The 24082-nt window shown below is 69.2% G+C and carries 21 protein-coding genes; 19 read left to right on the top strand and 2 right to left on the bottom strand.

Annotation, left to right across the window (positions count from 1 at the left end):
- The first annotated feature begins 25 nt into the window (after positions 1-25).
- The 7 genes from cnbZ to EJP69_RS08790 all read left to right on the top strand — a co-directional run bounded on the left by cnbZ (position 26) and on the right by EJP69_RS08790 (position 7869).
- The gene (gene cnbZ / locus EJP69_RS08820; RefSeq protein ID WP_126469494.1) at positions 26-805 is read left to right on the top strand and encodes a 2-amino-5-chloromuconate deaminase CnbZ; all 780 of its coding nucleotides are present in this window, start codon (positions 26-28) and stop codon (positions 803-805) included.
- 85 nt (positions 806-890) lie between these two features.
- Positions 891-2552, top strand: coding sequence for an ABC transporter substrate-binding protein (locus EJP69_RS08815; RefSeq protein ID WP_126469492.1), 1662 nt, complete (start codon positions 891-893; stop codon positions 2550-2552).
- Positions 2553-2716: 164 nt separating this feature from the next.
- Positions 2717-3670 (top strand): ABC transporter permease, encoded by a 954-nt coding sequence (locus EJP69_RS08810; protein ID WP_093197130.1) that lies wholly within the window; start codon positions 2717-2719, stop codon positions 3668-3670.
- A gap of 15 nt (positions 3671-3685) precedes the next feature.
- Positions 3686-4588 (top strand): ABC transporter permease, encoded by a 903-nt coding sequence (locus tag EJP69_RS08805; protein WP_126469490.1) that lies wholly within the window; start codon positions 3686-3688, stop codon positions 4586-4588.
- 9 nt (positions 4589-4597) lie between these two features.
- Positions 4598-5638, top strand: coding sequence for an ABC transporter ATP-binding protein (locus EJP69_RS08800; RefSeq protein WP_126469488.1), 1041 nt, complete (start codon positions 4598-4600; stop codon positions 5636-5638).
- On the top strand, positions 5635-6654 hold the full coding sequence (locus EJP69_RS08795) for an ABC transporter ATP-binding protein (RefSeq protein WP_240652094.1): 1020 nt from the start codon (positions 5635-5637) through the stop codon (positions 6652-6654). The genes EJP69_RS08800 and EJP69_RS08795 overlap by 4 nt, the downstream gene beginning before the upstream one ends.
- A gap of 36 nt (positions 6655-6690) precedes the next feature.
- Complete coding sequence (locus EJP69_RS08790; protein WP_126469486.1) at positions 6691-7869, top strand: amidase; 1179 nt, start codon at positions 6691-6693, stop codon at positions 7867-7869.
- Positions 7870-7879: 10 nt separating this feature from the next.
- Here the strand turns inward: EJP69_RS08790 and EJP69_RS08785 are convergent, their stop codons facing one another.
- Positions 7880-8395, bottom strand: coding sequence for an ureidoglycolate lyase (locus EJP69_RS08785; RefSeq protein ID WP_126469484.1), 516 nt, complete (start codon positions 8393-8395; stop codon positions 7880-7882).
- 121 nt (positions 8396-8516) lie between these two features.
- On the opposite strand from EJP69_RS08785, the gene EJP69_RS08780 reads away from it, so the two are divergent.
- The 3 genes from EJP69_RS08780 (at position 8517) to EJP69_RS08770 (ending at position 11079) form a co-directional block, all read left to right on the top strand.
- Positions 8517-8855 (top strand): Rieske (2Fe-2S) protein, encoded by a 339-nt coding sequence (locus tag EJP69_RS08780; protein ID WP_093197141.1) that lies wholly within the window; start codon positions 8517-8519, stop codon positions 8853-8855.
- Positions 8856-8936: 81 nt separating this feature from the next.
- Positions 8937-9500, top strand: coding sequence for a YbhB/YbcL family Raf kinase inhibitor-like protein (locus tag EJP69_RS08775; protein ID WP_093197273.1), 564 nt, complete (start codon positions 8937-8939; stop codon positions 9498-9500).
- A gap of 88 nt (positions 9501-9588) precedes the next feature.
- Positions 9589-11079: a sensor domain-containing diguanylate cyclase gene (locus tag EJP69_RS08770; RefSeq protein ID WP_206169304.1), complete on the top strand. Its 1491-nt coding sequence runs from the start codon at positions 9589-9591 to the stop codon at positions 11077-11079.
- 21 nt (positions 11080-11100) lie between these two features.
- Here EJP69_RS08770 and EJP69_RS08765 read toward each other — a convergent pair whose 3' ends face one another.
- Positions 11101-12012, bottom strand: coding sequence for a LysR family transcriptional regulator (locus EJP69_RS08765; RefSeq protein WP_126469482.1), 912 nt, complete (start codon positions 12010-12012; stop codon positions 11101-11103).
- A 143-nt stretch (positions 12013-12155) separates the two neighbouring features.
- Between EJP69_RS08765 and EJP69_RS08760 the strand changes: the two genes are divergently transcribed.
- The 9 genes from EJP69_RS08760 (at position 12156) to EJP69_RS08720 (ending at position 24059) form a co-directional block, all read left to right on the top strand.
- A complete protein-coding gene (locus EJP69_RS08760; RefSeq protein WP_126469480.1) occupies positions 12156-14291 on the top strand; it encodes a 3-hydroxyacyl-CoA dehydrogenase NAD-binding domain-containing protein in 2136 nt (711 codons plus the stop codon).
- A 39-nt stretch (positions 14292-14330) separates the two neighbouring features.
- Positions 14331-15521 carry an acetyl-CoA C-acyltransferase gene (locus EJP69_RS08755; RefSeq protein WP_126469478.1) on the top strand — a complete coding sequence of 397 codons (1191 nt, stop codon included), beginning with the start codon at positions 14331-14333 and terminating at the stop codon, positions 15519-15521.
- 10 nt (positions 15522-15531) lie between these two features.
- Positions 15532-16740 (top strand): acyl-CoA dehydrogenase family protein, encoded by a 1209-nt coding sequence (locus EJP69_RS08750; protein ID WP_126469476.1) that lies wholly within the window; start codon positions 15532-15534, stop codon positions 16738-16740.
- A gap of 11 nt (positions 16741-16751) precedes the next feature.
- Entirely contained in the window at positions 16752-17894 is a 1143-nt protein-coding gene (locus EJP69_RS08745) for an acyl-CoA dehydrogenase family protein (RefSeq protein ID WP_126469474.1), read from the top strand.
- Positions 17891-18706 carry an oxepin-CoA hydrolase, alternative type gene (locus EJP69_RS08740; RefSeq protein ID WP_126469472.1) on the top strand — a complete coding sequence of 272 codons (816 nt, stop codon included), beginning with the start codon at positions 17891-17893 and terminating at the stop codon, positions 18704-18706. Before EJP69_RS08745 ends, EJP69_RS08740 begins: the two co-directional genes overlap by 4 nt.
- An 81-nt stretch (positions 18707-18787) precedes the next feature.
- Complete coding sequence (locus EJP69_RS08735) at positions 18788-19996, top strand: CaiB/BaiF CoA transferase family protein (protein WP_126469470.1); 1209 nt, start codon at positions 18788-18790, stop codon at positions 19994-19996.
- A 37-nt stretch (positions 19997-20033) separates the two neighbouring features.
- Positions 20034-21023 (top strand): Bug family tripartite tricarboxylate transporter substrate binding protein, encoded by a 990-nt coding sequence (locus tag EJP69_RS08730; protein ID WP_126469468.1) that lies wholly within the window; start codon positions 20034-20036, stop codon positions 21021-21023.
- A gap of 41 nt (positions 21024-21064) precedes the next feature.
- A complete protein-coding gene (locus EJP69_RS08725; RefSeq protein ID WP_126469466.1) occupies positions 21065-23017 on the top strand; it encodes an acyl-CoA synthetase in 1953 nt (650 codons plus the stop codon).
- 43 nt (positions 23018-23060) lie between these two features.
- A complete protein-coding gene (locus EJP69_RS08720) occupies positions 23061-24059 on the top strand; it encodes a Bug family tripartite tricarboxylate transporter substrate binding protein (RefSeq protein ID WP_093197170.1) in 999 nt (332 codons plus the stop codon).
- Positions 24060-24082: the final 23 nt, after the last annotated feature.

Below are 24082 nucleotides of genomic sequence, written 5' to 3'. Positions count from 1 at the left end.
GGTGCCGACGAGGAAAGAACACGGCATGACGACCACAGGCACCGACCAGACCATTGCCTTCCCCGAAGGCGGCTATCGCTACGCGAGAGGCGTGTTCCAGTATTCCGCGGGCGTGGCGGCACTGCCCGGCTTCGCCATCGAGCGGGTGCGTTTCCAGCAGCCCGTTCCGCTGGAAGAAGGCTTCGACGTCATCGCGGCGCACCTGGGCGCCATCGGCCGGCCGCTGGCCGCGCTGTGCGCCTGCGAACTGCGCTCGCCCGCGCCGTTCTCCGAGCGCGGATTCCTCGACTTCAACCGCGTCTACGCCGGCACGCTCGAGCGCTGGGGCCTGGTGCGCGGCGAACGCAATCCGGTGGCGCGCACCAACGTGTGCCCGCGCATCGGCGCCCCGGCCACGCCGGCCTTCCAGGCCTTCTCGTACACCGTGCCGGCCGACGACGATGCCGCGCCGCCGAGCTTCGTGGTCTCCGGCGGCGGCGAGGCGCCCGACGGCCATGCCAGCTATCGCGAGGTGATGGTCCGTTTGGGCGACACCAGCCCCGATGGCCTGCGCGCCAAGCTCGGCTACGTGATGACGGAAATGGAGCGCCGCCTCGCGGTGCTGGGCTTCGGCTGGCGCGATGCCGCGGCGGTGCAGGCCTACACGGTGCACGACATCGGCGCGCTGGTGTTCGACGAGATCGTGCAGCGCGGCGGCCTCACCACCGGCCTGACATGGCACCTGGCAAGGCCGCCGATCGTGGACATGGAAGTCGAGATGGACCTGCGTTGCGCGCGACGCGAGCTCGCGCTGTCATGGCCCTAGCCTCGCAAGGGACTCCCCCGCTGGCACATGTCGTGCTTGACAGTTTTTTCGTCCTTTTCTCCATTCCACCCCAACGGAGTTCCATGTGAAGCGTGCTGCCCCTGCCCTGTTCCTGAAACCCCTGGCCGCCTGCGCGGCGCTCGCCACCCTGGTGCTCGCCGCGCCCCAAGCGATGGCGCAGGAAAAAACGCTGCGCATCGCCATGACGGCGGCCGACATTCCGCGCACGCTGGGCCAGCCCGACCAGGGTTTCGAGGGCAACCGCTTCACCGGCATTCCGATCTACGACTCGCTCACGCAGTGGGACCTGTCGAAGGCCGACGCGCCGAGCGTGCTGATCCCCGGCCTCGCCGCCTCGTGGGCGGTCGACGCCAAGGACAAGACCAAGTGGGTCTTCAAGCTGCGCCCCGGCGTGAAGTTCCACGACGGCTCGGCCTTCAACGCCGACGCCGTGGTGTGGAACGTGCAGAAGGTGCTCGACAAGGATGCCGTGCAGTTCGACCCCAGCCAGGTCGGCGTGACGGCCTCGCGCATGCCCACGCTCAAGTCGGCGCGCAAGATCGACGACACGACGGTCGAGCTCACCACCAGCGAGCCCGACGCCTTCCTGCCGATCAACCTCACGAACCTGTTCATGGCCTCGCCCGCGCACTGGCAGAAGAAGTTCGATGCGGCCGCCGGCGCCACGCCCGCAGACAAGGCCAAGGCCGCCTGGACCGCCTTCGCCGCCGACCCGTCGGGCTCGGGCCCGTTCAAGGTCACGCGCTTCGTGGCGCGCGAGCGGCTCGAGCTGGCCGCCAACAAGAGCTACTGGGACGCGAAGCGCGTGCCGAAGATCGACAAGGTCGTGCTGCTGCCGATGCCCGAGGCCAACGCGCGCACCGCCGCGCTGCTGGGCGGCCAGGTCGACTGGATCGAGGCGCCCGCGCCCGACGCGATGGCGCAGATCACGCAGCGCGGCTTCAAGATCTATTCGAACGCGCAGCCGCACGTGTGGCCCTGGCAGCTTTCCTTCGCCGAAGGCTCGCCCTGGCTCGACAAGCGCGTGCGCCAGGCCGCCAACCTGTGCATCGACCGCGGCGGGATGAAGCAGTTGCTGGGCGGCATGATGGCCGAGCCCAAGGGCACGGTGCCGCCGGGCCATCCGTGGTTCGGCAAGCCCACCTTCGACATCCGCTACGACGTGAAGGCCGCGCAGGCGCTGATGACGCAGGCCGGCTACTCGGCCGCCAAGCCGATCAAGGTGAAGGTTCAGATCTCGGCCTCGGGCTCGGGCCAGATGCAGCCGCTGCCGATGAACGAGTTCGCGCAGCAGTCGCTCAAGCAGTGCTACTTCGACGTGCAGTTCGACGTGATCGAATGGAACACGCTGTTCACCAACTGGCGCAAGGGCGCGAAGGACCCGTCGGCCAACGGCGCGAACGCGGTCAACATCAGCTTCGCGGCCATGGACCCCTTCTTCGCGATGGTGCGCTTCGTGAGCACCAAGACCGTCCCGCCGGTGTCGAACAACTGGGGCTACTACGGCAATGCCGAGGTCGACAAGCTGGTGGCCGACGCGCGCACCAGCTTCGACGACAAGGCGCGCGACGCCGCTCTGGCGAAGCTGCACACGCACATCGTGGACGACGCGCCCTTCGTGTGGATCGCGCACGACGTGGGCCCGCGCGCCATGTCGGCCAAGGTCAAGAACGTGGTGCAGCCCAAGAGCTGGTTCATCGACATCGCGACCATGACGATGGAATAAATGGAGCTCACCCCCAGGCTTGCCCACTTCGTGTGGCCGCCAACCCCCTTGCAGGGGGCAACACCAGCGGCCCGGCAAAGCCGGTTCCGCGGTGTTCCCCGAAGGGGGAACGGTTCACAAGTTGAACGCCTGTTCCAGCCAGCCATCAGCCAGCCACTCAATCCATGCTCGCCTACCTCCTGCGCCGCGTGATCTATGCCGTGCCGATCATGATCGGCGTGGCCCTCGTGTGCTTCCTGCTCGTGCACATCGCACCCGGCGATCCGCTGGTGTCGATACTGCCGCCCGATGCCTCCGCCGAGCTGCAGGCGCAGCTGCGCGAGCTGTACGGCTTCAACCGCTCGCTGCCCGAGCAGTTCGCGATGTGGCTGTGGCGCGCGCTGCACGGCGACCTGGGCGTGTCCATCGCCAGCAACCGCGCGGTGGCCTCCGAGGTGTTCACCGCCGTGGGCAACACGCTGCGGCTCGCGGTGGTGGCCACCTTCATCGGCTTCGTGCTGGGCAGCCTGTTCGGCTTCGTCGCTGGCTACTTCCGCGGCTCCTGGCTCGACCGGCTGGCCTCGATGTTCTCGGTGCTCGGCGTGAGCGTGCCGCACTACTGGCTGGGCATGGTGATGGTGATCGTGTTCTCGTCGCAGCTCATGTGGCTGCCGGCAACGGGCGCGGGCCCCAGCGGCTCGGACGACTGGGCCTGGGACTGGGCGCACCTGCAGTTCCTGCTGCTGCCCGCGATCACGATGTCGGTGATCCCGATGGGCATCATCGCGCGCACGGTGCGCGCGCTGGTGGCCGAGATCCTCGAGCAGGAGTTCATCGTCGGCCTGCGCGCCAAGGGGCTCACGCACTTCGGCGTGTTCCGCCACATGGTGAAGAACGCCGCGCCCACGGCGCTGGCGGTGATGGGGCTGCAACTGGGCTACCTGCTCGGCGGCTCGATCCTCATCGAGACGGTGTTCTCCTGGCCGGGCACCGGCTTCCTGCTGAACTCGGCCATCTTCCAGCGCGACCTGCCGCTGCTGCAGGGCACGATCCTGGTGCTGGCGCTGTTCTTCGTCGTGCTCAACCTGCTGGTCGACGTGCTGCAGACCCTGCTCGACCCGCGCATCGCCCGGGCCTGAAAGACCAGATCGACCATGTCCTCCGTGCTCGCCCCCTCCTCCATCGCCGCGGCCGTCGAGCCGCTGCCGGCCCAGCGCTCGCGCGGCTACTGGGCCTCGGTCTGGCTGCGCTTCCGCCGCGACCCGGTGGCCGTCGGCGCGGCGGTCGTCGTGCTGCTGCTGATCGCGCTCGCGATCCTCGGGCCGTGGCTCGCGCCGGCCGACCCGTACCAGTCGTCGATGCTCAAGCGGCTCAAGCCCATCGGCACCGAGGGCCTGCCCCTGGGCAGCGACGAGCTGGGCCGCGACATGCTCTCGCGCCTCATCGTCGGCGCGCGGCTGTCGCTCTTCATCGGCATCACGCCGGTGCTGTGCGCCTTCGTGCTGGGCACGGTCATCGGCATCGTCGCGGGCTACGCGGGCGGGCTGACCAACACGCTCATCATGCGCACCATCGACGTGTTCTACGCCTTCCCGTCGGTGCTGCTGGCCATCGCGCTGTCGGGCGCGCTGGGTGCGGGGGTGGTCAATTCGCTGATCTCGCTGACCATCGTCTTCATCCCGCAGATCGCGCGGGTGGCCGAGAGCGTGACCACCCAGGTGCGCAACCGCGACTACGTGGAGGCGGCGCGCGCCTCGGGCGCGGGGCCCTTCACCATCGTGCGCGTGCACGTGCTGGGCAACGTGCTCGGGCCAATCTTCGTGTACGCCACCAGCCTGATCGCGGTGTCGATGATCCTGGCCTCGGGCCTCTCTTTCCTCGGCCTGGGCGTGAAGCCGCCGGAGCCCGAGTGGGGGCTGATGCTCAACACGCTGCGCACCGCGATCTACGTGCAGCCGTGGGTCGCGGCGCTGCCGGGCGTGATGATCTTCATCACCTCGATCTCCTTCAACATCCTGTCCGACGGGCTGCGCGCCGCCATGGACAACAAGGGCTGAGGCAAGGCAATGGACGCACTCGAGGACATCGGCGGGCCGGCCCAGCCGCTGCTGACGATCAAGGGCCTGGTCAAGCACTTCCCCCTGAAGAAAGACCCGCTCGGCCGCGGCGGCGGCGTGGTGCGCGCGGTCGACGGCGTGGACTTCGAAGTGCTCAAGGGCGAGACGCTCGGCGTGGTCGGCGAGTCGGGCTGCGGCAAGTCGACCACCGCGCGCCTGCTGATGCAGCTGATCGAACCCACGCGCGGCGAGGTCGTGTTCGACGGCCGCGAGGTCGGCGGCCGCGATCTGCCGCTGAAGGAGTTCCGCCGCCAGGTGCAGATGGTGTTCCAGGACAGCTATGCCTCGCTGAACCCGCGCCTGACCATCGAGGACTCGATCGCCTTCGGCCCGCAGGTGCACGGCGTGCCGCGGCGCGAATCGGTGGCACGGGCGCGCGACCTGCTCGGCCGCGTGGGCCTGTCGCCCCAGCGCTTTGCCGAACGCTATCCGCACGAGCTCTCGGGCGGCCAGCGGCAGCGCGTGAACATTGCGCGGGCGCTGGCGCTGCAGCCGCGCATGGTGATCCTCGACGAGGCCGTCTCCGCGCTCGACAAGTCGGTGGAAGCGCAGGTCATCAACCTGCTGCTCGACCTGAAGGCCGAGTTCGGCCTGACCTACGTGTTCATCAGCCACGACCTCAACGTGGTGCGCTACGTGAGCGACCGCGTCATGGTGATGTACCTGGGCCAGGTGGCCGAGATCGGCCCGGCCGACGCGCTCTACGACCAGCCCGCGCATCCCTACACGCGCGCGCTGCTGTCCTCCATGCCCTCGATGGACCCCGACCACCGCACCGAGGAGGCGGCGCTCGCGGGCGATCCGCCGAACCCGATCAACCCGCCTTCGGGCTGCCGCTTTCATCCGCGCTGCGCGCTGGCCGCGCCGGTGTGCGGCAAGGTGGTGCCCGAACGCATCGCCACAGGTTCGCAGCACGCGGTGAGCTGCCTCATCCACGAGCCCGGCAGCGGGCATCCGATGGCGGCCGAGGCACAGAGGGAAGCGGCATGACGACGCCCATGAACGACGACGAACCCATGGTCCGCCTGCGCGACCTCAGCGTCACCTTCGCCGGCGGCCGCAAGCCGGTGCATGCCGTCAGCGGCGTGAGCCTCGAAGTGAAGCGCGGCGAGGTCGTCGCGCTGATCGGCGAGTCGGGCTCCGGCAAGAGCGTGACCATGCGCACCCTGCTGCGCCTGCACCCCGAGCGCCGCACCCGCATGGGCGGCACGGTGCAGGTGGCGGGCCGCGACGTGCTCGCGATGTCGCAGCGCGAGCTGGCCGACTTCCGCGGCAAGGTCGCGTCGATGATCTTCCAGGAGCCGCTGCTGGCGCTCGACCCGGTGTATCCGGTGGGCGCGCAGATCGTCGAGTCGATCCGCCGGCATGAGTCCGTCACGCAGGCCGAGGCCCAGCAGCGCGCGCTGGCGCTGTTCGAGCGCGTGCGCATACCGAGCCCCGAGCGGCGCCTGCAGGCCTATCCGCACGAGATGTCGGGCGGCATGCGCCAGCGCGCCATGATCGCGCTCGCGCTCGCATGCAACCCCCGGCTGCTGCTGGCCGACGAGCCCACCACTGCGCTCGACGCCACGGTGCAGATCCAGATCCTGTTGCTGCTGCGCGAACTGCAGCGCGACCTGGGGCTGTCGGTGATCTTCGTCACACACGACATCGGCGCAGCGGTGGAAGTGGCCGACCGCATCGCCGTGATGTACGCGGGGCGCATCGTCGAGGAAGGCACCGCGCGCGAGCTGATCCGCTCGCCGCGCCATCCGTACACCATCGCGCTGCTCAAGAGCCGTGCGCACGGCGCGCTGGCGCGCGGCACGCGGCTCGAGACCATCGGCGGCGCGCCGCCCGACCTGTCGGCGCTGCCGCCCGGCTGTGCCTTCGCCGAACGCTGCGCGCTCGCTAGCGACGCCTGCCGCGCGGCCCAGCCGCCGGTGGTCGAGCTGGCGTCGAACCACCGCGCGCGCTGCATCCACACCGACGCGGCAGCGGCCATCGCTCCGGTGCTCGTCGCCTGACGGACAAAGACAACTCATCATCCGACACCCATCGCCATGCCCCTGCACGACCCCGCCCACGCCTTCGTTCCGTACCCCGACGCACCGGTGCCGCGCGCCACGACCGGCCCGCTGGCCGACCTGAGCTTCGCCGCGAAGGACCTGTTCGACGTGGCCGGCTACCCCACGGGCGGCGGCAACCCGATCGTGCTGGCGATGTCGGGCATCAAGACGCGCACCGCGCCGACCGTGCAGAAGCTGCTCGATGCCGGCGCGCGCTTCGTCGGCAAGACCGTGACCGACGAGCTCGCGTTCTCGATGAACGGCAACAACGCGCACTTCGGCGCGCCGGTCAACGGCGGTGCGCCCTCGCGCATCACGGGCGGCTCATCGTCGGGCTCGGCCTCGGCCGTGTCGTCGAACCTCTGCGACTTCGCGCTGGGCACCGACACCGGCGGCTCGGTGCGCGCGCCGGCCAACCACTGCGGCCTGTACGGGCTGCGCCCCACGCACGGGCGCGTGAGCCTCGAAGGCGCGCTCGACCTCGCGCCCAGCTTCGACACCTGCGGCTGGTTCGCGCGCGACATCGGCACCTTCGCGCGCGTGGCCGACGTGCTGCTGGGTGCCGACGCGGCGCCGCTGCCCGAACGCGTGCGGCTGCTGCGCCCCGACGATGTCTGGGCGCTGGCCGTGCCGGCGGCGGTCGATGCGCTTAAGGGCGCGGCCGACAGCGTGCAGGGCGCGCTCGGCCCCGCCAAGGGCGTCGAGGTGGCGCTGGAATCCTTCGACACGATGTACTGGAACTTCCGTTACCTGCAGTCGCGCGAGGCCTGGCTCACCGATGGCCCGTTGATCGAACGCTACGCCCCGCCGCTGGGACCGGGCGTGGCCGAACGCTTCGCATGGTCGCGGGAAGTGACCGACGCACAGGTAGCCGCCGCGCGCGTCTTCCGCTCCGCGTTCCGCACGCACCTGGCTTCGCTGCTGGGCAGCGACGGCGTGCTGCTGATGCCGTCCATGCCCGACATCGCCCCGCTGCGCAGCGACAGCGAGGCCGCGCTGGAGGACTACCGCAACCGCGCGATCCGCATGCTGTGCATCGCGGGGCTGGCGGGCTTTCCGCAGCTGTCGATGCCGCTGGCCTCGCGCGACGGCGCGCCGCTGGGCATCTCGCTGCTCGGACCGGCGGGGTCGGACCGGTCGCTGATAGCGCTGGCGCAACGCATCGCGGGCTGAGGCCGCAGCCTCAGAGCCGCACGCTGCCCGGCTCCCGAAGCAGGCAGACGTCGCAGTCGACACCGCTTCCCGCGCGCTCGATCACCGCGAAGTCACCGGCATCCACCGCCAGCAGCGCGTGATGCCAGGTGCCGGGCGCGAGCACCACGCCCTGGCGTCCGTCGGTGACGAAGGCCGCGAGCTGCCGTGCCGAGGTGGGGGCATCGCCGGCGCGGGCCACCACGATCACGAAGCGCTTGTCGCCCAACGGCACGAAGGTCTGGCTGCCCAGCGCGTGGCGCTCCATCTCCGACACCTCGTGGGGAAAGCGCCGTGCCTGCGCGCGGAACAGCGCCAGCATCGGACGGCCGCCTTCGGCGTCGAGGCGCAGGTCGTCGAGCAGGTCGAAGCGCTGCGCATTGCCGCCGTTGATGGGCCGGCCTTCGCCCGCGGGCGCGGCGATCAAGGTGCCGTAGGGCGCGAAGGCCCGGGAGGTCAGCGGCTGCGCCACCAGCAGCTCGGCGGCGGTCGGGGAAGCATCGTTCATCCGGCGATTGCAGCAGAAAGCGTGCCGTTCGCCTACGCGAGATCGGCCGAGCAGACTGCCCGGCACCGGCGCGCAGGAGATACTGTTTGCTTCGCTTCCGACCACAAATGCAAGCACAGGCATGAATACGACCGAGCCCCGGCTCATCGCCGCGACACTGGCCGAGGGCGGCCTGGCCGCTCTATTCACCGCGCCCGACGGCGCCCGGGCCTTCGCCGTGCGCTGGCAGGGCGGCGTGTACGGCTATCTCAACCAGTGCCCCCATGCGGGCGGCCCGCTTGATTTCGAAGGCCAGGTGCTGGAAAGTTCAGGCCGCTTCCTGATGTGCGCCCGGCACGGCGCGATCTTCGAGCCCGACACCGGCAAGTGCGTCGGCGGCCCCTGCCGCGGCGCACGGCTCACGCCGGCCGCCGTGCACGAGAAGGCGGACGGCAGCGTGTGGGCCGGCGCGACCGACTGAAGAGAAGACAGAACAGGACAACCATCCAGGAGAAAAAAAGACATGCGCAACTGCACCAACCGATTTCGCACTCTCCCGCCCATGGCCCTGCCCGCGGCGGCGCTCGCCCTGGCCGGCCTCCTGGCGGGCTGCGCGGGCATGTCCTCGCCCGTCGGCAAGGGCTCCACGGGCATGAAGGTCACGTCGAGCGCCTTCGCCGACAACGGCACCATCCCGTCCGAGCACGCGGGCGTGGGCGACTGCGGCGGCAAGAACATCTCGCCGCCGGTAGCCTGGAGCAACCTGCCGGCCAAGACGAAGTCGGTCGCCGTGCTGGTGTTCGACCCCGACGGCGCGGCCGGCCTCGGCGTGTCGCACTGGGTGGCCTACAACATCGCGGCCGAGCGCGGCGAGCTCAAGGCGGGCGAAGGAGCGGTGGGCTCCAACTTCGACTTCACCATGGGCCCGAACGTGGCCGGCACGCCCGCCTACCGCGGCATGTGCCCGCCGGCGGGCGACCGGCCGCATCACTACGTGGTGACCGTGATCGCCTCCGAGCTGGCGCCCGGCAGCCTGCCGGCCGGCCTGGGCCGCGATGCGCTGCTGGCCGCGCTCAAGGGCCGTGCGCTGGGCGGCCAGAGCGTGGTGGGCCTCTACAGCCGCTGAGCACGGCGAACGACGAGTAATAATTTAGAACTCACATCGTCGGCACCGGCCAGCAACGGCCGCGGCCGCCTTCCAGAAAGCTCCATCGATGGCCCTGCCCGCATCCGGCACCGACCCGGTTCCGCCGTCCGCCGACGATCTCGACGCCATGTTCGACCTGGCGCCCGTCTCCCTCTGGATCGAGGACTACGGCGAGCTCAAGCGCAAGCTCGACGGCTGGCGCGCCGAGGGCATCACCGACCTGGTGGCGCACCTGCAGGCCGATCCGCAGCGGGTGAGCGACTGCATGGCACTGCTGAAGGTGCTGCGGGTCAACCAGCACACGCTGAAGCTCTTCGGCGCCGACAGCGAGCAGACCCTGCTGGGCGCGCTCGACCGCGTGTTCCGCGGCGACATGTCGGCCACCGTGGTGCACGAGCTCGACCAGCTCTGGCGCGGCCAGCTCAGCTTCGAGAGCGAGACCGTCAACTACGCGCTCGACGGCCGCAGGCTCGACGTGCGCGTGCGTGCCCGCGTGCTGCCCGGCTACGAGGACAGCTGGAGCCGCGTGCTGGTGGCACTCGACGACGTCACCGAGCGCGTGGCCGCGCAGCGCCTGCGCGACGAGAGCGCCATCTACGCACGCAGCCTGTTCGACCGCTCGCCGGTGTCGCTGTGGGTGGAAGACTTCAGCGCGGTGCGTTCGCTGCTGGAAACCATCCGCTCGCGCGGCATCACCGACTTCGCGACCTTCATCAAGGTGCACCCCGACTTCGTCACGCGCTGCATGCAGGAGATCCGCGTGATCGACGTGAACCACGAGACGCTGCGCATGTTCGGCGCGCCCGACCTGCCCACGCTGCTGGGCAATCTCTCGCGCATCTTCCGCGACGAGATGCGGGAGTCGTTCGCCGAGCAGTTGCAGGACCTGTGGAACGGCAAGACGGTGCAGCACCGCGAGGTGCTCAACTACTCGCTCTCTGGCGAGGTGCTGAACATCCACATGCAGTTCGCGGTGCAGGACGACCGGCTCGACACCTGGGACCTGGTGCTGGTGTCGCTGGTCGACATCACCGCGCGCAAGAAGGCCGAGGCGTACCTCGAATACCTCGGCAAGCACGACGTGCTCACGCAGCTGTGCAACCGCACCTACTACACCGAGGAGCTCAACCGCCTCTCGCGCAAGGGGCCATGGCCCGTGTCAATCGTGGCCATCGACCTCAACGGCCTGAAGCAGGTCAACGACCAGGAAGGCCACGCCGCCGGCGACTCGCTGCTGCGCCGCATGGGCGAGGTACTCGACAAGGCCGTCGACCTGCCGGCCTGGCCCGCGCGCATCGGCGGCGACGAGTTCGCCGTGCTGCTGCCCATGACCGACGAGCGCGGCGCCGAGGCGATGCGCGAGCGAATCCTCACGCTGCTGGAAATGAACAACCAGTTCCACGCCGGGCAGAGCGGCCACACGCTGAACCTGGCCATCGGGCTCGCCACCTGCCACGGCGACGAGCCGCTGGAAGCCGCGCTGCAACGCGCGGACCGGGCGATGTACGTGGACAAGTCGCGGTATTACGAGAGCGTGGAGACCGACCGGCGGGCATAGGCTCCGGCCGGTCTCGCGGGTCTACCGTACGTCCGGCCCGTCGCCCGGCACCCGCACTCGCTCCAGCACGAAATCGATGAACGTCCGGATCGCCCGCGTGTGCTGGCGGTTCGGCATGTAGAGCATGAACATCTGGGTGCCGAAGATCGAGAGGCGCCAGTCGTCGAGCGTGGTCACCACGTCGCCGCGGCGCACGTCTTCCTGCACCACGTAGTCGGGCACCAGGCCGATGCCCAGGCCCGCGAGGATGGCCTGGCGCAGGAAAAGGAAGTTTTCCGAGATCAGCGTCGGCTCCAGGATCACCTCGCGCCGTGTCTCGCCCTGGTAGGCCGACACGCGCAGTTGCCGGCCGATGACGGCGGCCGTGACCACCGGCGCGCCCTGCAGCGCGTCAAGCTGCACCGGCAGCGGGTTCTTCGCCGCGTACTCGCTCGAGGCGCAGGCCACGTAGCGCACCGGCCCCATCGCGCGGGCCACCAGGTTCTGCGGCGGCTCCGGAATCACGCGGATGGCGATGTCGACTTCGTCGCGCAGCAGGTCCTCGATGCGGTTCTCGAACACCACGTCGAGCACGATGCCGGGGTACTGGCGCTTGAAGTCGATCAGCCAGTCGGCCATGACCAACTGCCCGTAGCCGCTGGGCACGCTCAGGCGTACGCGGCCCTGCAGGCCCTGCCCCAGCGTGGTCACCGATTCGCGCGCCGCCAGCAGTTCGGCCTGGATGGCGATGCCGTGCTGGTAGAGCCGCAGGCCGATCTCGGTCGGCTCGGCGCGGCGGGTGGTGCGGCGCACGAGTTGCGCGCCCACCGAACGCTCCAGCTGGTTCAGGTGGTAGCTGACGTTGGCGCGGGTCATCTTGAGCCGCCGCGCGGCCGCGCTCAGGTTGCCGGCGTCGAGGATTTCCACCAACAGGGTGAGCGACTGGAGGTCCATGGGTCGATTGTGTCAAAAATCCTTTGACAGTCTGTCAACCGGCTATGCAATTGTCAAAGCAGCGCCTCAGGCCAAGAATGCTGGGTTCACCCCAGAGCCTCGGACCCGCACGGTCCGCAACGCAAGAGACAAGCGACACGCACATGGCCACCACCACTCCCAGCCCCTCCACGTCCACCGGTCCCGTCACCTTCGAACGTCTAGGCGACGTGCTCGTGGTGACCATCGACAACCCGCCCGTCAACGCCCTGGGCGTGGATGTGCGCCGCGGCCTCGCGGCCGCCATCGACGCGGCGGAAGCCGATGGCGCCGCCAAGGCTGTGCTGATCGTCGGCGCCGGCCGCAATTTCATCGCGGGTGCCGACATCCGCGAATTCGGCAAGACCCCGCAGCCGCCCTCGCTGCCCGAGGTGTGCCTGAAGATCGAGAACTGCACGAAACCGGTCGTCGCGGCGATGCACGGCGCCGCGCTCGGTGGCGGCCTCGAAGTGGCGCTGTCGGCGCACTACCGCATCGCCTCGCCCACCGCGAAGCTGGGCCTGCCCGAAGTGGCGCTGGGCCTGCTGCCCGGCTCGGGCGGCACGCAGCGCGCGCCGCGCCTGATCGGCGTGAAGCCCGCCATCGAACTCATGCTCAGTGGCCGCCATGCGGGCGCGAAGGAAGCGCTGTCGCTCGGCCTCGTCGACCGCCTCGGCACCGAAGCCGATGCGCGCGTCGAAGGCCTCGCCTACGCGAATGAACTGGTCGCCGCCAAGGCCCCGGTGCGCCGCACGCGCGAAGCCGGCGCGCTGGCCGACAAGGAAGCCAGCCGCGCCGCCCTCGAGGCCGCGCGCGCCGACACCGCAAAGAAGAGCCGCGGCCTGTTCTCGCCGATGAAGATCGTCGAGGCCGTCGAAGGCGCGCTCACGCTGCCCTTCGACGAAGGCATGGCGCTGGAGCGCAAGCTGTTCCTGCAGTGCATCGACAGCCCGCAGCGCGCCGGCCTGATCCACGCCTTCTTCGCCGAGCGCGAAGTGCTGAAGGCGCCCGAGACCAAGTCGGCCAGCCCGCGCGCGCTGGAGTCCGCCGGCATCGTCGGCGGCGGCACCATGGGCGCGGGCATCGCGGTGGCGATGCTGGACGCGGGCCTGCCCGTGACCATGATCGAGCGCGACGACACGCAACTCGCGCGCGGCCGTGCCAACGTCGAGAAGGTGTACGACGGCCTCATCGCCAAGGGCCGCATGACGCCCGAGGCAAAGGCAGCCGTCATGGCGCGCTTCTCGGGCTCCACCAGCTACGACGCGCTCGCCAACGTCGACATCGTGGTCGAAGCCGTGTTCGAGGAAATGGGCGTCAAGAAGGCCGTGTTCGCCGAGCTCGACCGCGTGTGCAAGCGCGGCGCCGTGATCGCCACCAATACCTCTTACCTCGACATCGACGAGATCGCCGCCAGCATCTCGCGTCCGCAGGACGTGGTGGGCCTGCACTTCTTCTCGCCCGCCAACATCATGAAGCTGCTGGAGATCGTGGTGCCCGCCAAGGTGAGCGCCGACGTGGTCGCCACCGGCTTCGAACTGGCGAAGAAGCTCAAGAAGGTGCCGGTGCGCGCCGGCGTGTGCGACGGCTTCATCGGTAACCGCATCCTGGCCGTGTACCGCCAGGCCGCCGACCACATGATGGAAGACGGCGCATCGCCCTACGACATCGACGCCGCCGTGCGCAACTTCGGCTACCCCATGGGCCCCTTCCAGGTGTCCGACCTCGCGGGCGGCGACATCGGCTGGGCCACGCGCAAGCGCAAGGCCGCCACGCGCGACCCGAAGGCGCGCTACGTGCAGGTGGCCGACCGCATCTGCGAGCGCGGCTGGTTCGGCCAGAAGACGCAGCGCGGCTACTACCTGTACCCCGAGGGCGCGCGCACCGGCGTGCCCGACCCCGAGGTGCTGGCCATCATCGACGCCGAGCGCGAGCGCGCCGGCATCAAGCCGCGCGCCTTCACCGAGGAAGAAATCATGCGCCGCTACATGGCCGCGATGATCAACGAAGGCGCCAACGTCGTGCTCCAGCGCATCGCGCTGCGCCCGCTCGACGTGGACGTGACCTTCCTCTACGGCTACGGCTTCCCGCGCCATCGCGGCGGCCCGATGAAGTACGCCGACACCGTGGGCCTGCCCAAGGTGCTGGCCGACATCCAGGAGTTTGCGAAGGAAGACCCGATCTTCTGGAAGCCCTCGCCGCTGCTGGTGCAGCTGGTCGAGCGCGGCGCCGATTTCGCGAGCCTCAACCAGTCCGAGTAATCAGAGTCCATTCCAGTCAGCCGTCCAGGAGACATCCCCATGCGTGAAGCCGTCATCGTTTCCACCGCCCGCACCCCGCTCACCAAGGCGCACCGCGGCGAATTCAACATCACCCCCGGCCCCACGCTGGCGGCCTTCGCCGTGAAGGCGGCCGTCGAGCGCTCGGGGCTCGATCCCGCGCTGATCGAAGACGCCATCCTCGGCTGCGGTTATCCCGAAGGCACCACCGGCCGCAACATCGCGCGCCAGGCCATCATCCGCGCCGGCCTGCCGATCTCCATCGCCGGCACCACCGTGAACCGCTTCTGCGCCTCGGGCCTGCAGGCCATTGCCATGGCCGCGGGTCGCATCGTGGTGGACGGCGCGCCGGCCATGATCGCGGGCGGCGTCGAAAGCATCTCGCAGATCCGCACCCGCAGCGCCACCGACAGCGGTGACAGCGGCATGGACCCGTGGATCGTCGAGCACAAGCCCGAGCTGTACATGGCGATGATCGAGACCGCCGACATCGTCGCCAAGCGCTACAACATCAGCCGCGAGGCGCAGGACCGCTTCTCGGCCGAGAGCCAGCGCCGCACCGAAGAGGCGCAGATCGCCGGCCGCTACAAGGACGAGATCGTCGCCTGCACCACCACCATGGCGGTGACCGACAAGGAGACGAAGGAAGTCACCTACCGCGAAGTGACCGCCACGGAAGACAACTGCAACCGTCGCGGTACCACCTACGAGGCGCTCGCCAAGCTCAAGCCCGTGATGGGCGAAGACAAGTTCATCACCGCCGGCAACGCCTCGCAGCTGTCGGACGGCGCATCGGCCTGCGTGCTGATGGAAGCCAAGGAAGCCGAGCGCGCCAACATCAAGCCGCTGGGCGCCTTCCGCGGCCTCGCGGTGGCCGGCTGCGAGCCCGACGAGATGGGCATCGGCCCGGTGTTCGCAGTGCCCAAGCTGCTCGCGCGCCACGGCCTGAAGGTGCAGGACATCGGCCTGTGGGAACTCAACGAGGCCTTCGCCTCGCAGTCGATCTACTGCCAGGACAAGCTGGGCATTCCCTCGGAACTGCTCAACGTGAACGGCGGCGCGATCTCCATCGGCCACCCCTTCGGCATGACCGGCGCGCGCCTCGCGGGCCATGTGCTCATCGAAGGCAAGCGCCGCGGCGCCAAGTACGCCGTGGTCACGATGTGCATCGCCGGCGGCATGGGCGCTGCCGGCCTGTTCGAAATCTATTGAGGAGTCCGCCATGGACCTGAACTTCACCCCCGAAGAAGAAGCCTTCCGCAGCGAAGTGCGCGCCTTCCTGGCCGCGAAGCTGCCGGTGCGGCTGTCCGAGAAAGTGCGCAGCGGCAAGATCCTCGAGAAGGCCGACATGCAGGAATGGCACGCCATCCTCAACGAGCGCGGCTGGCTTGCCAACCACTGGCCCGAGCAGTACGGCGGCCCGGGCTGGACGGCGGTGGAGAAGTTCATCTTCGAGAACGAATGCGCGCTGGCCTTCGCGCCGCGCATCGTGCCCTTCGGCGTGAACATGCTCGGCCCGGTGCTCATCAAGTACGGCAACGAGGCGCAGAAGAGCTACTGGCTGCCGCGCATCCTCAACGGGGCCGACTGGTGGTGCCAGGGCTATTCGGAACCCGGCGCGGGCTCCGACCTGGCTGCCGTGAAGACCACCGCCGTGCGCGGCATCGACGCACAGGGCGACCACTTCATCGTGAACGGCCAGAAGACCTGGACCACTCTGGGCCAGCACGCCAACATGATCTTCTGCCTGGTGCGCACCAACCGCGAGGCGAAGAAGCAGGAGGGCATCAGCTTCCTGCTGATCGACATGGAGTCGCCCGGTGTCGAAGTGCGCCCGATCATCACGCTCGACGGCGAGCATGAAGTCAACGAGGTGTTCTTCTCCGACGTGCGCGTGCCCGCCGAGAACCTCGTGGGCGAGGAGAACAAGGGCTGGACCTGCGCCAAGTACCTGCTGACCTACGAGCGCACCAACATCGCGGGCGTGGGCTTCTCGGTGGCCGCGCTCGAACAGCTGAAGGGCATCGCGGGCACGCAGACCAAGAACGGCAAGCCGCTGGCCGACGATCCGGCCTTCGCGGCGCGCATGGCCCGCGTCGAGATCGACCTGGAGAACATGAAGACCACCAACCTGCGCGTGATCGCGGCGGTGGCAGGCGGCGGCGTGCCGGGCGCGGAAAGCTCGATGCTGAAGATTCGCGGCACCGAGATCCGCCAGGAAATCTCTTCGCTGGCCCGCCGCGCGATGGGCGTCTACGGCCGCCCCTTCATCGCGGAAGCATTGAAGGATGGCTACACCGGCGAGACCTTCGGCCCCGATTACGCATCGGCCGCCGCCTCGCGCTATTTCAACAACCGCAAGCTGTCGATCTTCGGCGGCTCGAACGAAATCCAGAAGAACATCATCTCCAAGATGATTCTTGGTCTGTAAGGAGACATGCCATGAACTTCGAACACACCGAAGACCGGCGCATGCTCGCCGACAGCCTGAACCGCTTCATCAGCGAGCAGTACGCCTTCGACGCGCGCGACCGCATCGCAAAGTCGGAGCACGGGTTCAGCAAGGAAATCTTCCAGCAGTTCGCCGAGCTCGGCGTGATCGGTGCCCTCTTCAACGAGGCCGATGGCGGCTTCGGCGGCGGCGGCTTCGACATCGCCGTGGTCTTCGAGGCACTGGGCCGTGGCCTCGTGATCGAGCCGCTGCTGGGCGCGGTGATGGTCGGCGAGGCGATCAGCGCCGCGGGCACCGATGCGCAGAAGGAAAAGATCGGCGACATCATCAACGGCGCGATCGTCGCTGCCTTCGCGCACGACGAGGCCGACACGCACTACGAACGCACCCGCGTGCAGACCAAGGCCGAGCGCAGCGGCGATGGCTGGGTGCTGCACGGCGCCAAGGCCGTCGTGCCGCAGGGCGAGCAGGCCGACCTGTTCCTCGTCTCGGCCCGCACCTCGGGCAACGTAGACGACGAAGCCGGCATCTCGCTCTTCCTCGTGCCCGCGAAGACGGCTGGCCTATCGGTGCGCGGCTGCCCCGCCATCGACGGCGGCCGTGTCGCCGAGCTCTCGTTCGACGGCGTGAAGCTGGGCGCCGACGCGCTGCTCGGCGCCGAGGGCCAGGGCTACGCCACGCTTGAACGCGCCATCGGCCGCGGCGTGCTCGCGCTGTGCGCCGAAGCCGTGGGCGCGATGGAAGCGGCCAAGGCCGCGACGCTCGAATACCTGCGCACGCGCAAGCAGTTCGGCACGCTGATCGGCAGCTTCCAGGCGCTGCAGCACCGCATGGCCGACCTGCTGCTCGAAATCGAACAGGCCCGCTCGGCCGTCATCAATGCCGCAGCCGCCATCGACACCGGCGACCGCCTGACGCGCGAGCGCGCGCTGTCGGCCGCCAAGTTCAGCATCGGCCGCATCGGCGCGCTGGTGGCGCAGGAAAGCATCCAGATGCACGGCGGCATCGGCATGACATGGGAGCTGCCGCTGCCCCACTACGCCAAGCGCCTCGTGATGATCGACCACCAGCTGGGCGACGAGGACCATCACCTGCAGCGCTATATCGCCCTGGGCAAGGAGCTGACGGCATGAGCGAAAACAAGACCGTGCTGATCTCGCAAGAGGGTGCCGTGCGCATCCTCACCAACAGCAACCCGGCCGCGCGCAACGCGATCACGCCGACGCTGTACGCCGAACTCTCGGCCGCGCTCGCCGACGCGCAGGCCGACCCCGAAGTCGGCGCCATCGTCTTCACCGGCGCAGGCGATTTCTTCTCCTCCGGCGGCGACTTGAACCTGCTGGCCAAGCGCCGCGAGCTGCCCGCGTCCGAACGCCGCGAGAAGCTCGAAGGCCTGAACAACCTCATCCGCGCGATCCGCGATTGCGGCAAGCCCGTCATCGCGGCCGTCGAAGGCGGCGCCGCCGGCGCGGGCCTGTCGATGGCTCTGGCCTGCGACATGCTGGTGTCGGCGCGCGACGCCTTCTTCACCGTCGCCTACGTCAAAGTCGGCCTCACGCCCGACGGCGGCGCCACGGCCTTCCTCTCGGAGTTCGTCTCGCGTCAGGTGCTCACCGAGATGTGCCTGACCGGCGACCGCATGCAGGCCGAGCGCCTGCATGCGCTGGGCGCGGTCAACCGCCTGACCGACAAGGGCGCGGCGCTGGCCGAGGCCATCGCGCTCGCGGCCAAGGTGGCGGGCGGCCCGCAGCGCGCCAGCGCGCGCATCAAGACGCTGTGCCGCCAGGCACATCGCGCCACACTGGAAGAGCAGCTCGAAGCCGAGGCCGTGTACATGGTCGAGTCGCAGGCGGATGCCGAAGCGGCCGAAGGCATCGGCGCCTTCCTCGGCAAGCGCAAGGCCGACTTCGCCGCGCTGCGGCGCCAGAAGCAGGGCGCGTCCTGACGCGGGCCGCCCGCCCTGCCTTTCCGCCTCGCGCGACGTATGCACCGTGCGGGGCTTTCTCGTTTCCAGGGAGCTGATCTCATGCCACTGCCGAATTCATCGCTGCCGCTCGCCGGCGTCCGCGTTCTCGATCTGTCCCGCATCCTCGCGGGCCCCTGGTGCGGCATGGTGCTGGCCGACATGGGCGCCGAAGTCATCAAGGTGGAGCATCCGGGCCGCGGCGACGACACCCGCGACTGGGGCCTGCGCGTGGGCAAGACCGAGACCGCCTACTTCAACAGCGTGAACCGCAACAAGCGCTCGGTCACGCTCGACCTGCAGACGCCCGAGGGCCAGCAGCTCGCGCGCGACCTCGCGAAGCAGTGCGACGTGGTGATCCAGAACTTCAAGTTCGGCGGCATCGACAAGCTGGGCCTGGGCTACGAGCAGCTGAGCAAGGAGCATCCGGGCCTCATCTACTGCTCGATCTCGGGCTACGACCGCACCGGCCCCGAAGCCGCGCGCCCGGGCTACGACCTCGTCGTTCAAGGCGAGGCCGGCCTGATGGCGCTCAACGGCGAAGCGAACCAGCCGCCGCTGAAGTTCGGCGTGGCGGCCGTCGACCTGTTCACCGGCATGTACTCGGCGCAGGCCATCCTGGCCGCGCTCTACCAGCGCGAGAAGACCGGCAAGGGCCGGCACGTGGAGATGGCGCTCTTCGACTGCGGCCTGATGATCACCGCCTACTACGGCCTCGAAGCGCTGCTCATGGGCGAAGACCCGCCGCGCTACGGCAACTCGCATCCGTCGATCGTGCCGTATGGCGTGTTCGACGCGGCCGACGGCCCGCTGGTCATCACCGTGGGCAACAACGCGCAATTCGCACGCTTCTGCACCGAGGTGATCGAGCGGCCCGACCTCGCGGCCGACGAGCGCTTCAAGACCAACATCCTGCGTTCGGCCAACCGCGCCGCGCTGCTGCCCGAGCTGCATGCCGAACTCGCGAAGCGCCAGCGCGTCGACCTGCTCGAAAAGCTCACTGCCGCCGGCATTCCGTGCGGCGAGGTGCTGGGCCTGCTGGAGGCGCTGCAATCGAAGCGGGCGACCGACGCCGGCCTCGTGACCACGCAGCCGCATCCGGTGGCCGGCACAGTCAACGTGCTGGCGCCGCCCTACCGCTTCGACGGCGAGCGCCTGCCGGTGCGCAGCGCGCCGCCCACGCTGGGCGAAGGCACGCACGACGTGCTGCAGTCGCTGCTCGGCCTGTCGGACGAGAAGCTCGCGGCGCTGAAGACGAACGGCGTCGTCTGAAGAACAAGACACCTGAAATTCCAAGGAAGACAAACCAATGGCATCCCTTTCCCTGCGCAGCCCCCTGCGCCGCGCCCTCCTCGCACTCGCCCTGCCCCTCGTGGCCGGCACCGCCTTCGCTCAGGCTTGGCCCGCCAAGCCGATCACGCTGATCGTGCCCTTCCCGCCCGGCGGCCCCACCGACGTGGCCTCGCGCATCGTGGCGCAGAAGATGTCGGTGGCGCTCGGCCAGAGCATCGTGATCGACAACCGCAGCGGCGCCTCGGGCACCGTGGGCGCAGCGGCTGCGTCGCGCGCGGCGGCCGACGGCTACACCTTCGTGACGCTGGCCACGCCCACGCTGCTGGCCTCGCATCTCTACGCATCGCCCGGCTACGACATCTTCAAGAACTTCACGCCCGTGGGCAGCATCTACGACCTGCCGATCGTGCTGGTGGTCAATCCGAAGTCGCTGCCCGACGTGACCGGCGTGCAGGGCCTGATCGCCAAGGCCAAGGCCGAGGGCGGCAAGCTCAACTACACGAGCGCGGGTTCGGGCAGCTTCGGCCACCTGACGACCGAGCAGCTGAAGACCATCGGCAAGTTCGAGATGCTGCACGTGCCCTACCGCGGCAGCGCGCCGGCCGTTACCGACCTGATCGGCGGCCAGGTGCCAGCGATGTTCTCCGACCTCGTGGGCGTGCTGCCGCACATCAAGTCCGGCAAGCTGCGCGCCATCGCCGTCGGCTCCGGCCAGCGCGTGAGCCTGCTGCCCGACGTGAAGACGGTGGCCGAGCAGGGCTTCCCGGGCTTCGACGCCACCTCGTGGGGCGGCCTGCTGGCACCGGCCGGCACGCCGAAGGACATCGTCGAGCGCATGAGCGCCGAGCTGAAGAAGGCGCTGGCCGACAAGGAAGTGCAGGAAAAGCTCCAGAGCGTGGGCACCTTCGCCGCCTACCGCACGCCCGAGCAGACCGGCGTGCGCATGAAGGAAGACTTCGAGCGCTGGGGCAAGGTGATTCGCGACAACCACATCACGAACCAGTAGAACGCACAGGTCCGCAGGGCGACGAAACAAAGGAGACAGACATGACGCAGAAATACGAGAACGACTACGGCACACCGGTGAGCGCGCCGTTCCGCCCCGCCCTCCCCGTGCGCAGCCTCGCCGACATCCGCAAGCTGGAGGAAACGCCGCTCGAGCAGGCGCTCACGGTGCGCAGCACCTACGAGATCTTCCGCAACGCGGGCCATGCCTTCGGCGACAAGACCGCGCTGACCTTCCTGCGCACCGGCAACCCGGCCGACGAGCCGATCCGCTGGTCTTATGCCGAGCTGCTCTCGCGCATTCACCAGACCGCGAACATGCTGCACGCGCTCGGCGTGGGGCCGGACGACGCGGTGGCCGTGCTGCTGCCCGGCTGCCTGGAGTACCACCTCGCGCTGTGGGGCGGCGAGGCGGCCGGCATCGTGCAGCCGCTGAACCCGCTGCTCACCGACGAGAAGCTGGTCGCGCTGATGACCGCCGGCCGCGCCAAGGTGCTGATCGCCTACGGCTCCGATGCCGAATCGGGCATGTGGTCGAAGGCCATGCGCCTGCGCGGCCAGGTGCCGACGCTCACCACCGTGCTGCGCGTGGCACCGCACGACGAGGCGCCCGGCGCAGCCGGTGCACTGCCCGAAGGCGTCGCCGAGTTCGACGTGCTTCGCGCCGCGCAACCCGACGACCACCTCGTGAGCGGCCGCAACATCGCGCCTTCGGACATCGCCGCCTACTTCCACACCGGCGGCACCACCGGCGCGCCCAAGCTCGCGCGCCACAGCCATGGCGCGCAGGTGTTCACGGCGTGGGCCAGCGTGCAGGTCGCGGGCATGAACGAGAACGGCATCTCCATCAACGGCTATCCGCTGTTCCATGTGGCGGGCGTGCTGCCGGCCTCGCTCTCGTCGCTGTCGGCGGGCGTGGAGGTGATCATTCCCACGCCTTCGCTGCTGCGCAACAAGGAGGTGCTGGCCAACTACTGGAAGCTGGTGGCTAGGTACCGCCCCACCTCGCTCTCGGCCGTGCCCACCGTGCTCGCGGCGCTGGCCAACGTGCCGCTGGACGGCGCGGACATCTCGTCGATCACCTACTGCCGTACCGGCGCCGCCGTGCTCGCGCCCGAGCTGGCCGCGCGCTTCGAGCGCCTGTTCGGCCTGCACGTGCACGAGAGCCTGGGCATGACGGAGATGGCCGGCATCTCGACCATCACGCCGCCGGGCGTGAACGGGCCCGCGGGCTGCGTCGGCTTTCGGCTGCCCTACATGCAGATGCGCGTGGTAGCGCTCGACGAGAACGGCAACGCCAGCGACCGTGAGATGCCACGCGGCGAACAGGGCATGGTGCTCTTCAAGTCGCCCAACGTGTTCTCCGGCTTCGTCGACCCTGCGGACAACGCCAAGGCCTTCACCGCGGACGGCTGGCTCGCCACCGGCGACCTGGGCTGGATCGACGACGAGGAACGGCTCAACCTCACCGGCCGCTCGAAGGACCTCATCATCCGCAGCGGCCACAACATCGACCCCAAGACGATTGAAGACGCGCTGGGAGCGCACCCCGCCGTGCAGCTGTGCGCGGCAGTGGGCGCACCCGATGCCTACGCTGGCGAGCTGCCCGTGATCTTCGCGACGCTGGTGCCCGGCGCCTCGGCGACGGAAGAAGAGCTGCTGGCCTTCACCTCCGCTCGCGTGGACGAGGCACCGGCGCGGCCCAAGTGGGTGTCGGTGATCGCGACCATGCCGATGACCAACGTCGGGAAGATCTACAAGCCCGAGCTGCGCGCGATGGCCGCGCTGCAGGTGGTGAACGCCGCCGTCGCCGAAGCCTGCGCCGAGCTGGGCGTACCCGAGGCCGCGCGTCCCGTGGTGAAGACCGAAGGCGAAAGCCTCGTGCGCGTGCAGATCGACGGTGCGGCGGCAGGTGCGCTGGCCGCGCCGCTGCAGGAGCGGCTGCAGAAGGCGCTGGAGCCCCTGCCCTTCAAGACCCGCATTGCGCTCGACTGAACTTCTTCTTCGAGACTTTCTGAAACCCAAAGGGAGACAAACCATGACCCGTACGAACTCGAACCGCCGCGCCCTGCTGTGCGCAGCCGCATCTGCCGCAGCGCTCGTTGCGCTGACGCCTGCACACGCACAGGCCCCCTACCCGAACAAGCCCATCCGCATGGTCGTGCCCTTCGCAGCCGGCGGCGCCACCGACGTGCTCGCACGCGTGATCGGCCAGAAGATGTCGGCCGGCATGGGCCAGCCCGTCGTCATCGACAACAAGCCCGGCGCGGCCGGCATCATCGGCACCGACGCGGTCGCCAAGTCGGCGCCCGACGGCTACACCATCGTGCTGGGCCTGAGCAACTCGCTCATGACCAACGAGTTCCTCTACGAGAAGCTGCCCTACGACACGGCGCGCGACCTCACGCTGGTCTACCAGATCGCGGCGGCGCCGCTGGTGCTGGTGGTGCACCCCAGCGTGCCGGCCAAGACCGGCCCCGAGCTGCTGAAGTACGTCGTCGCCAACAAGGGCAAGGTGGCCTACGGCTCGTACGGCATCGGTGCATATCCGCACCTGGCCGGCGCGCACATGAGCCTCTCGACGCAGTCGGACATGAGCCACGTCGCCTACAAAGGCGAGGCGCCGATGATGCAGGACCTGATCGGCGGCCAGATCCAGATGGCGTATGCCAGCGCACTGGTGGCCAAGCCGCACATCGACTCCGGAAAGATCCGCGCCATCGGCGTGAGCGGCGAGCGCCGCATGAGCACGCTGCCCAATGTGCCCACGCTGGCCGAGCAAGGCCTGAAGGACGAGGCCTATCGCGTGACCGGCTGGCTCGCCATCGCCGTGCCCGCGAAGACGCCCAAGCCCATCGTGGACCGCATCGCCGAGGAGGTGCGCAAGGCCACGCAGCAGCCCGACGTGCGCGAGCGCATCGCGGCCATGGGCTTCGAGGTCAAGGAAAGCTCGCCCGAGCTCTTCGCCACTGCGTGGAAGGCCGAGCGCCCCGTGTGGGAGCGCCTGATCAAGCAGTCGGGCGCCAAGCTCGAGTAAGCCGTTTCCTCACTTCCTCTCTT

It is taken from the genome of Variovorax gossypii (genome assembly GCF_003965815.1).
In the GTDB taxonomy this organism is placed as follows: Bacteria; Pseudomonadota; Gammaproteobacteria; order Burkholderiales; family Burkholderiaceae_C; genus Variovorax; species Variovorax gossypii.
Note: the sequence above shows the minus strand (reverse complement) of the source record. Positions and strands in the feature narration are given on the sequence as shown.

Excerpts from the sequence above, each read along its gene's own strand:
- EJP69_RS08810 (WP_093197130.1), top strand. The coding sequence starts at position 2,717 with ATGCTCGCCTACCTCCTGCGCCGCGTGATCTATGCCGTGCCGATCATG.
- EJP69_RS08750 (WP_126469476.1), top strand. The coding sequence starts at position 15,532 with ATGGACCTGAACTTCACCCCCGAAGAAGAAGCCTTCCGCAGCGAAGTG.
- EJP69_RS08720 (WP_093197170.1), top strand. The coding sequence starts at position 23,061 with ATGACCCGTACGAACTCGAACCGCCGCGCCCTGCTGTGCGCAGCCGCA.
- EJP69_RS08785 (WP_126469484.1), bottom strand. The coding sequence starts at position 8,395 with ATGAACGATGCTTCCCCGACCGCCGCCGAGCTGCTGGTGGCGCAGCCG.
- EJP69_RS08755 (WP_126469478.1), top strand. The coding sequence starts at position 14,331 with ATGCGTGAAGCCGTCATCGTTTCCACCGCCCGCACCCCGCTCACCAAG.
- cnbZ (WP_126469494.1), top strand. The coding sequence starts at position 26 with ATGACGACCACAGGCACCGACCAGACCATTGCCTTCCCCGAAGGCGGC.
- EJP69_RS08775 (WP_093197273.1), top strand. The coding sequence starts at position 8,937 with ATGGCCCTGCCCGCGGCGGCGCTCGCCCTGGCCGGCCTCCTGGCGGGC.
- EJP69_RS08735 (WP_126469470.1), top strand. The coding sequence starts at position 18,788 with ATGCCACTGCCGAATTCATCGCTGCCGCTCGCCGGCGTCCGCGTTCTC.
- EJP69_RS08800 (WP_126469488.1), top strand. The coding sequence starts at position 4,598 with ATGGACGCACTCGAGGACATCGGCGGGCCGGCCCAGCCGCTGCTGACG.
- EJP69_RS08795 (WP_240652094.1), top strand. The coding sequence starts at position 5,635 with ATGACGACGCCCATGAACGACGACGAACCCATGGTCCGCCTGCGCGAC.
- EJP69_RS08765 (WP_126469482.1), bottom strand. The coding sequence starts at position 12,012 with ATGGACCTCCAGTCGCTCACCCTGTTGGTGGAAATCCTCGACGCCGGC.
- EJP69_RS08745 (WP_126469474.1), top strand. The coding sequence starts at position 16,752 with ATGAACTTCGAACACACCGAAGACCGGCGCATGCTCGCCGACAGCCTG.
- EJP69_RS08725 (WP_126469466.1), top strand. The coding sequence starts at position 21,065 with ATGACGCAGAAATACGAGAACGACTACGGCACACCGGTGAGCGCGCCG.
- EJP69_RS08740 (WP_126469472.1), top strand. The coding sequence starts at position 17,891 with ATGAGCGAAAACAAGACCGTGCTGATCTCGCAAGAGGGTGCCGTGCGC.
- EJP69_RS08805 (WP_126469490.1), top strand. The coding sequence starts at position 3,686 with ATGTCCTCCGTGCTCGCCCCCTCCTCCATCGCCGCGGCCGTCGAGCCG.
- EJP69_RS08730 (WP_126469468.1), top strand. The coding sequence starts at position 20,034 with ATGGCATCCCTTTCCCTGCGCAGCCCCCTGCGCCGCGCCCTCCTCGCA.
- EJP69_RS08780 (WP_093197141.1), top strand. The coding sequence starts at position 8,517 with ATGAATACGACCGAGCCCCGGCTCATCGCCGCGACACTGGCCGAGGGC.
- EJP69_RS08760 (WP_126469480.1), top strand. The coding sequence starts at position 12,156 with ATGGCCACCACCACTCCCAGCCCCTCCACGTCCACCGGTCCCGTCACC.
- EJP69_RS08790 (WP_126469486.1), top strand. The coding sequence starts at position 6,691 with ATGCCCCTGCACGACCCCGCCCACGCCTTCGTTCCGTACCCCGACGCA.
- EJP69_RS08770 (WP_206169304.1), top strand. The coding sequence starts at position 9,589 with ATGGCCCTGCCCGCATCCGGCACCGACCCGGTTCCGCCGTCCGCCGAC.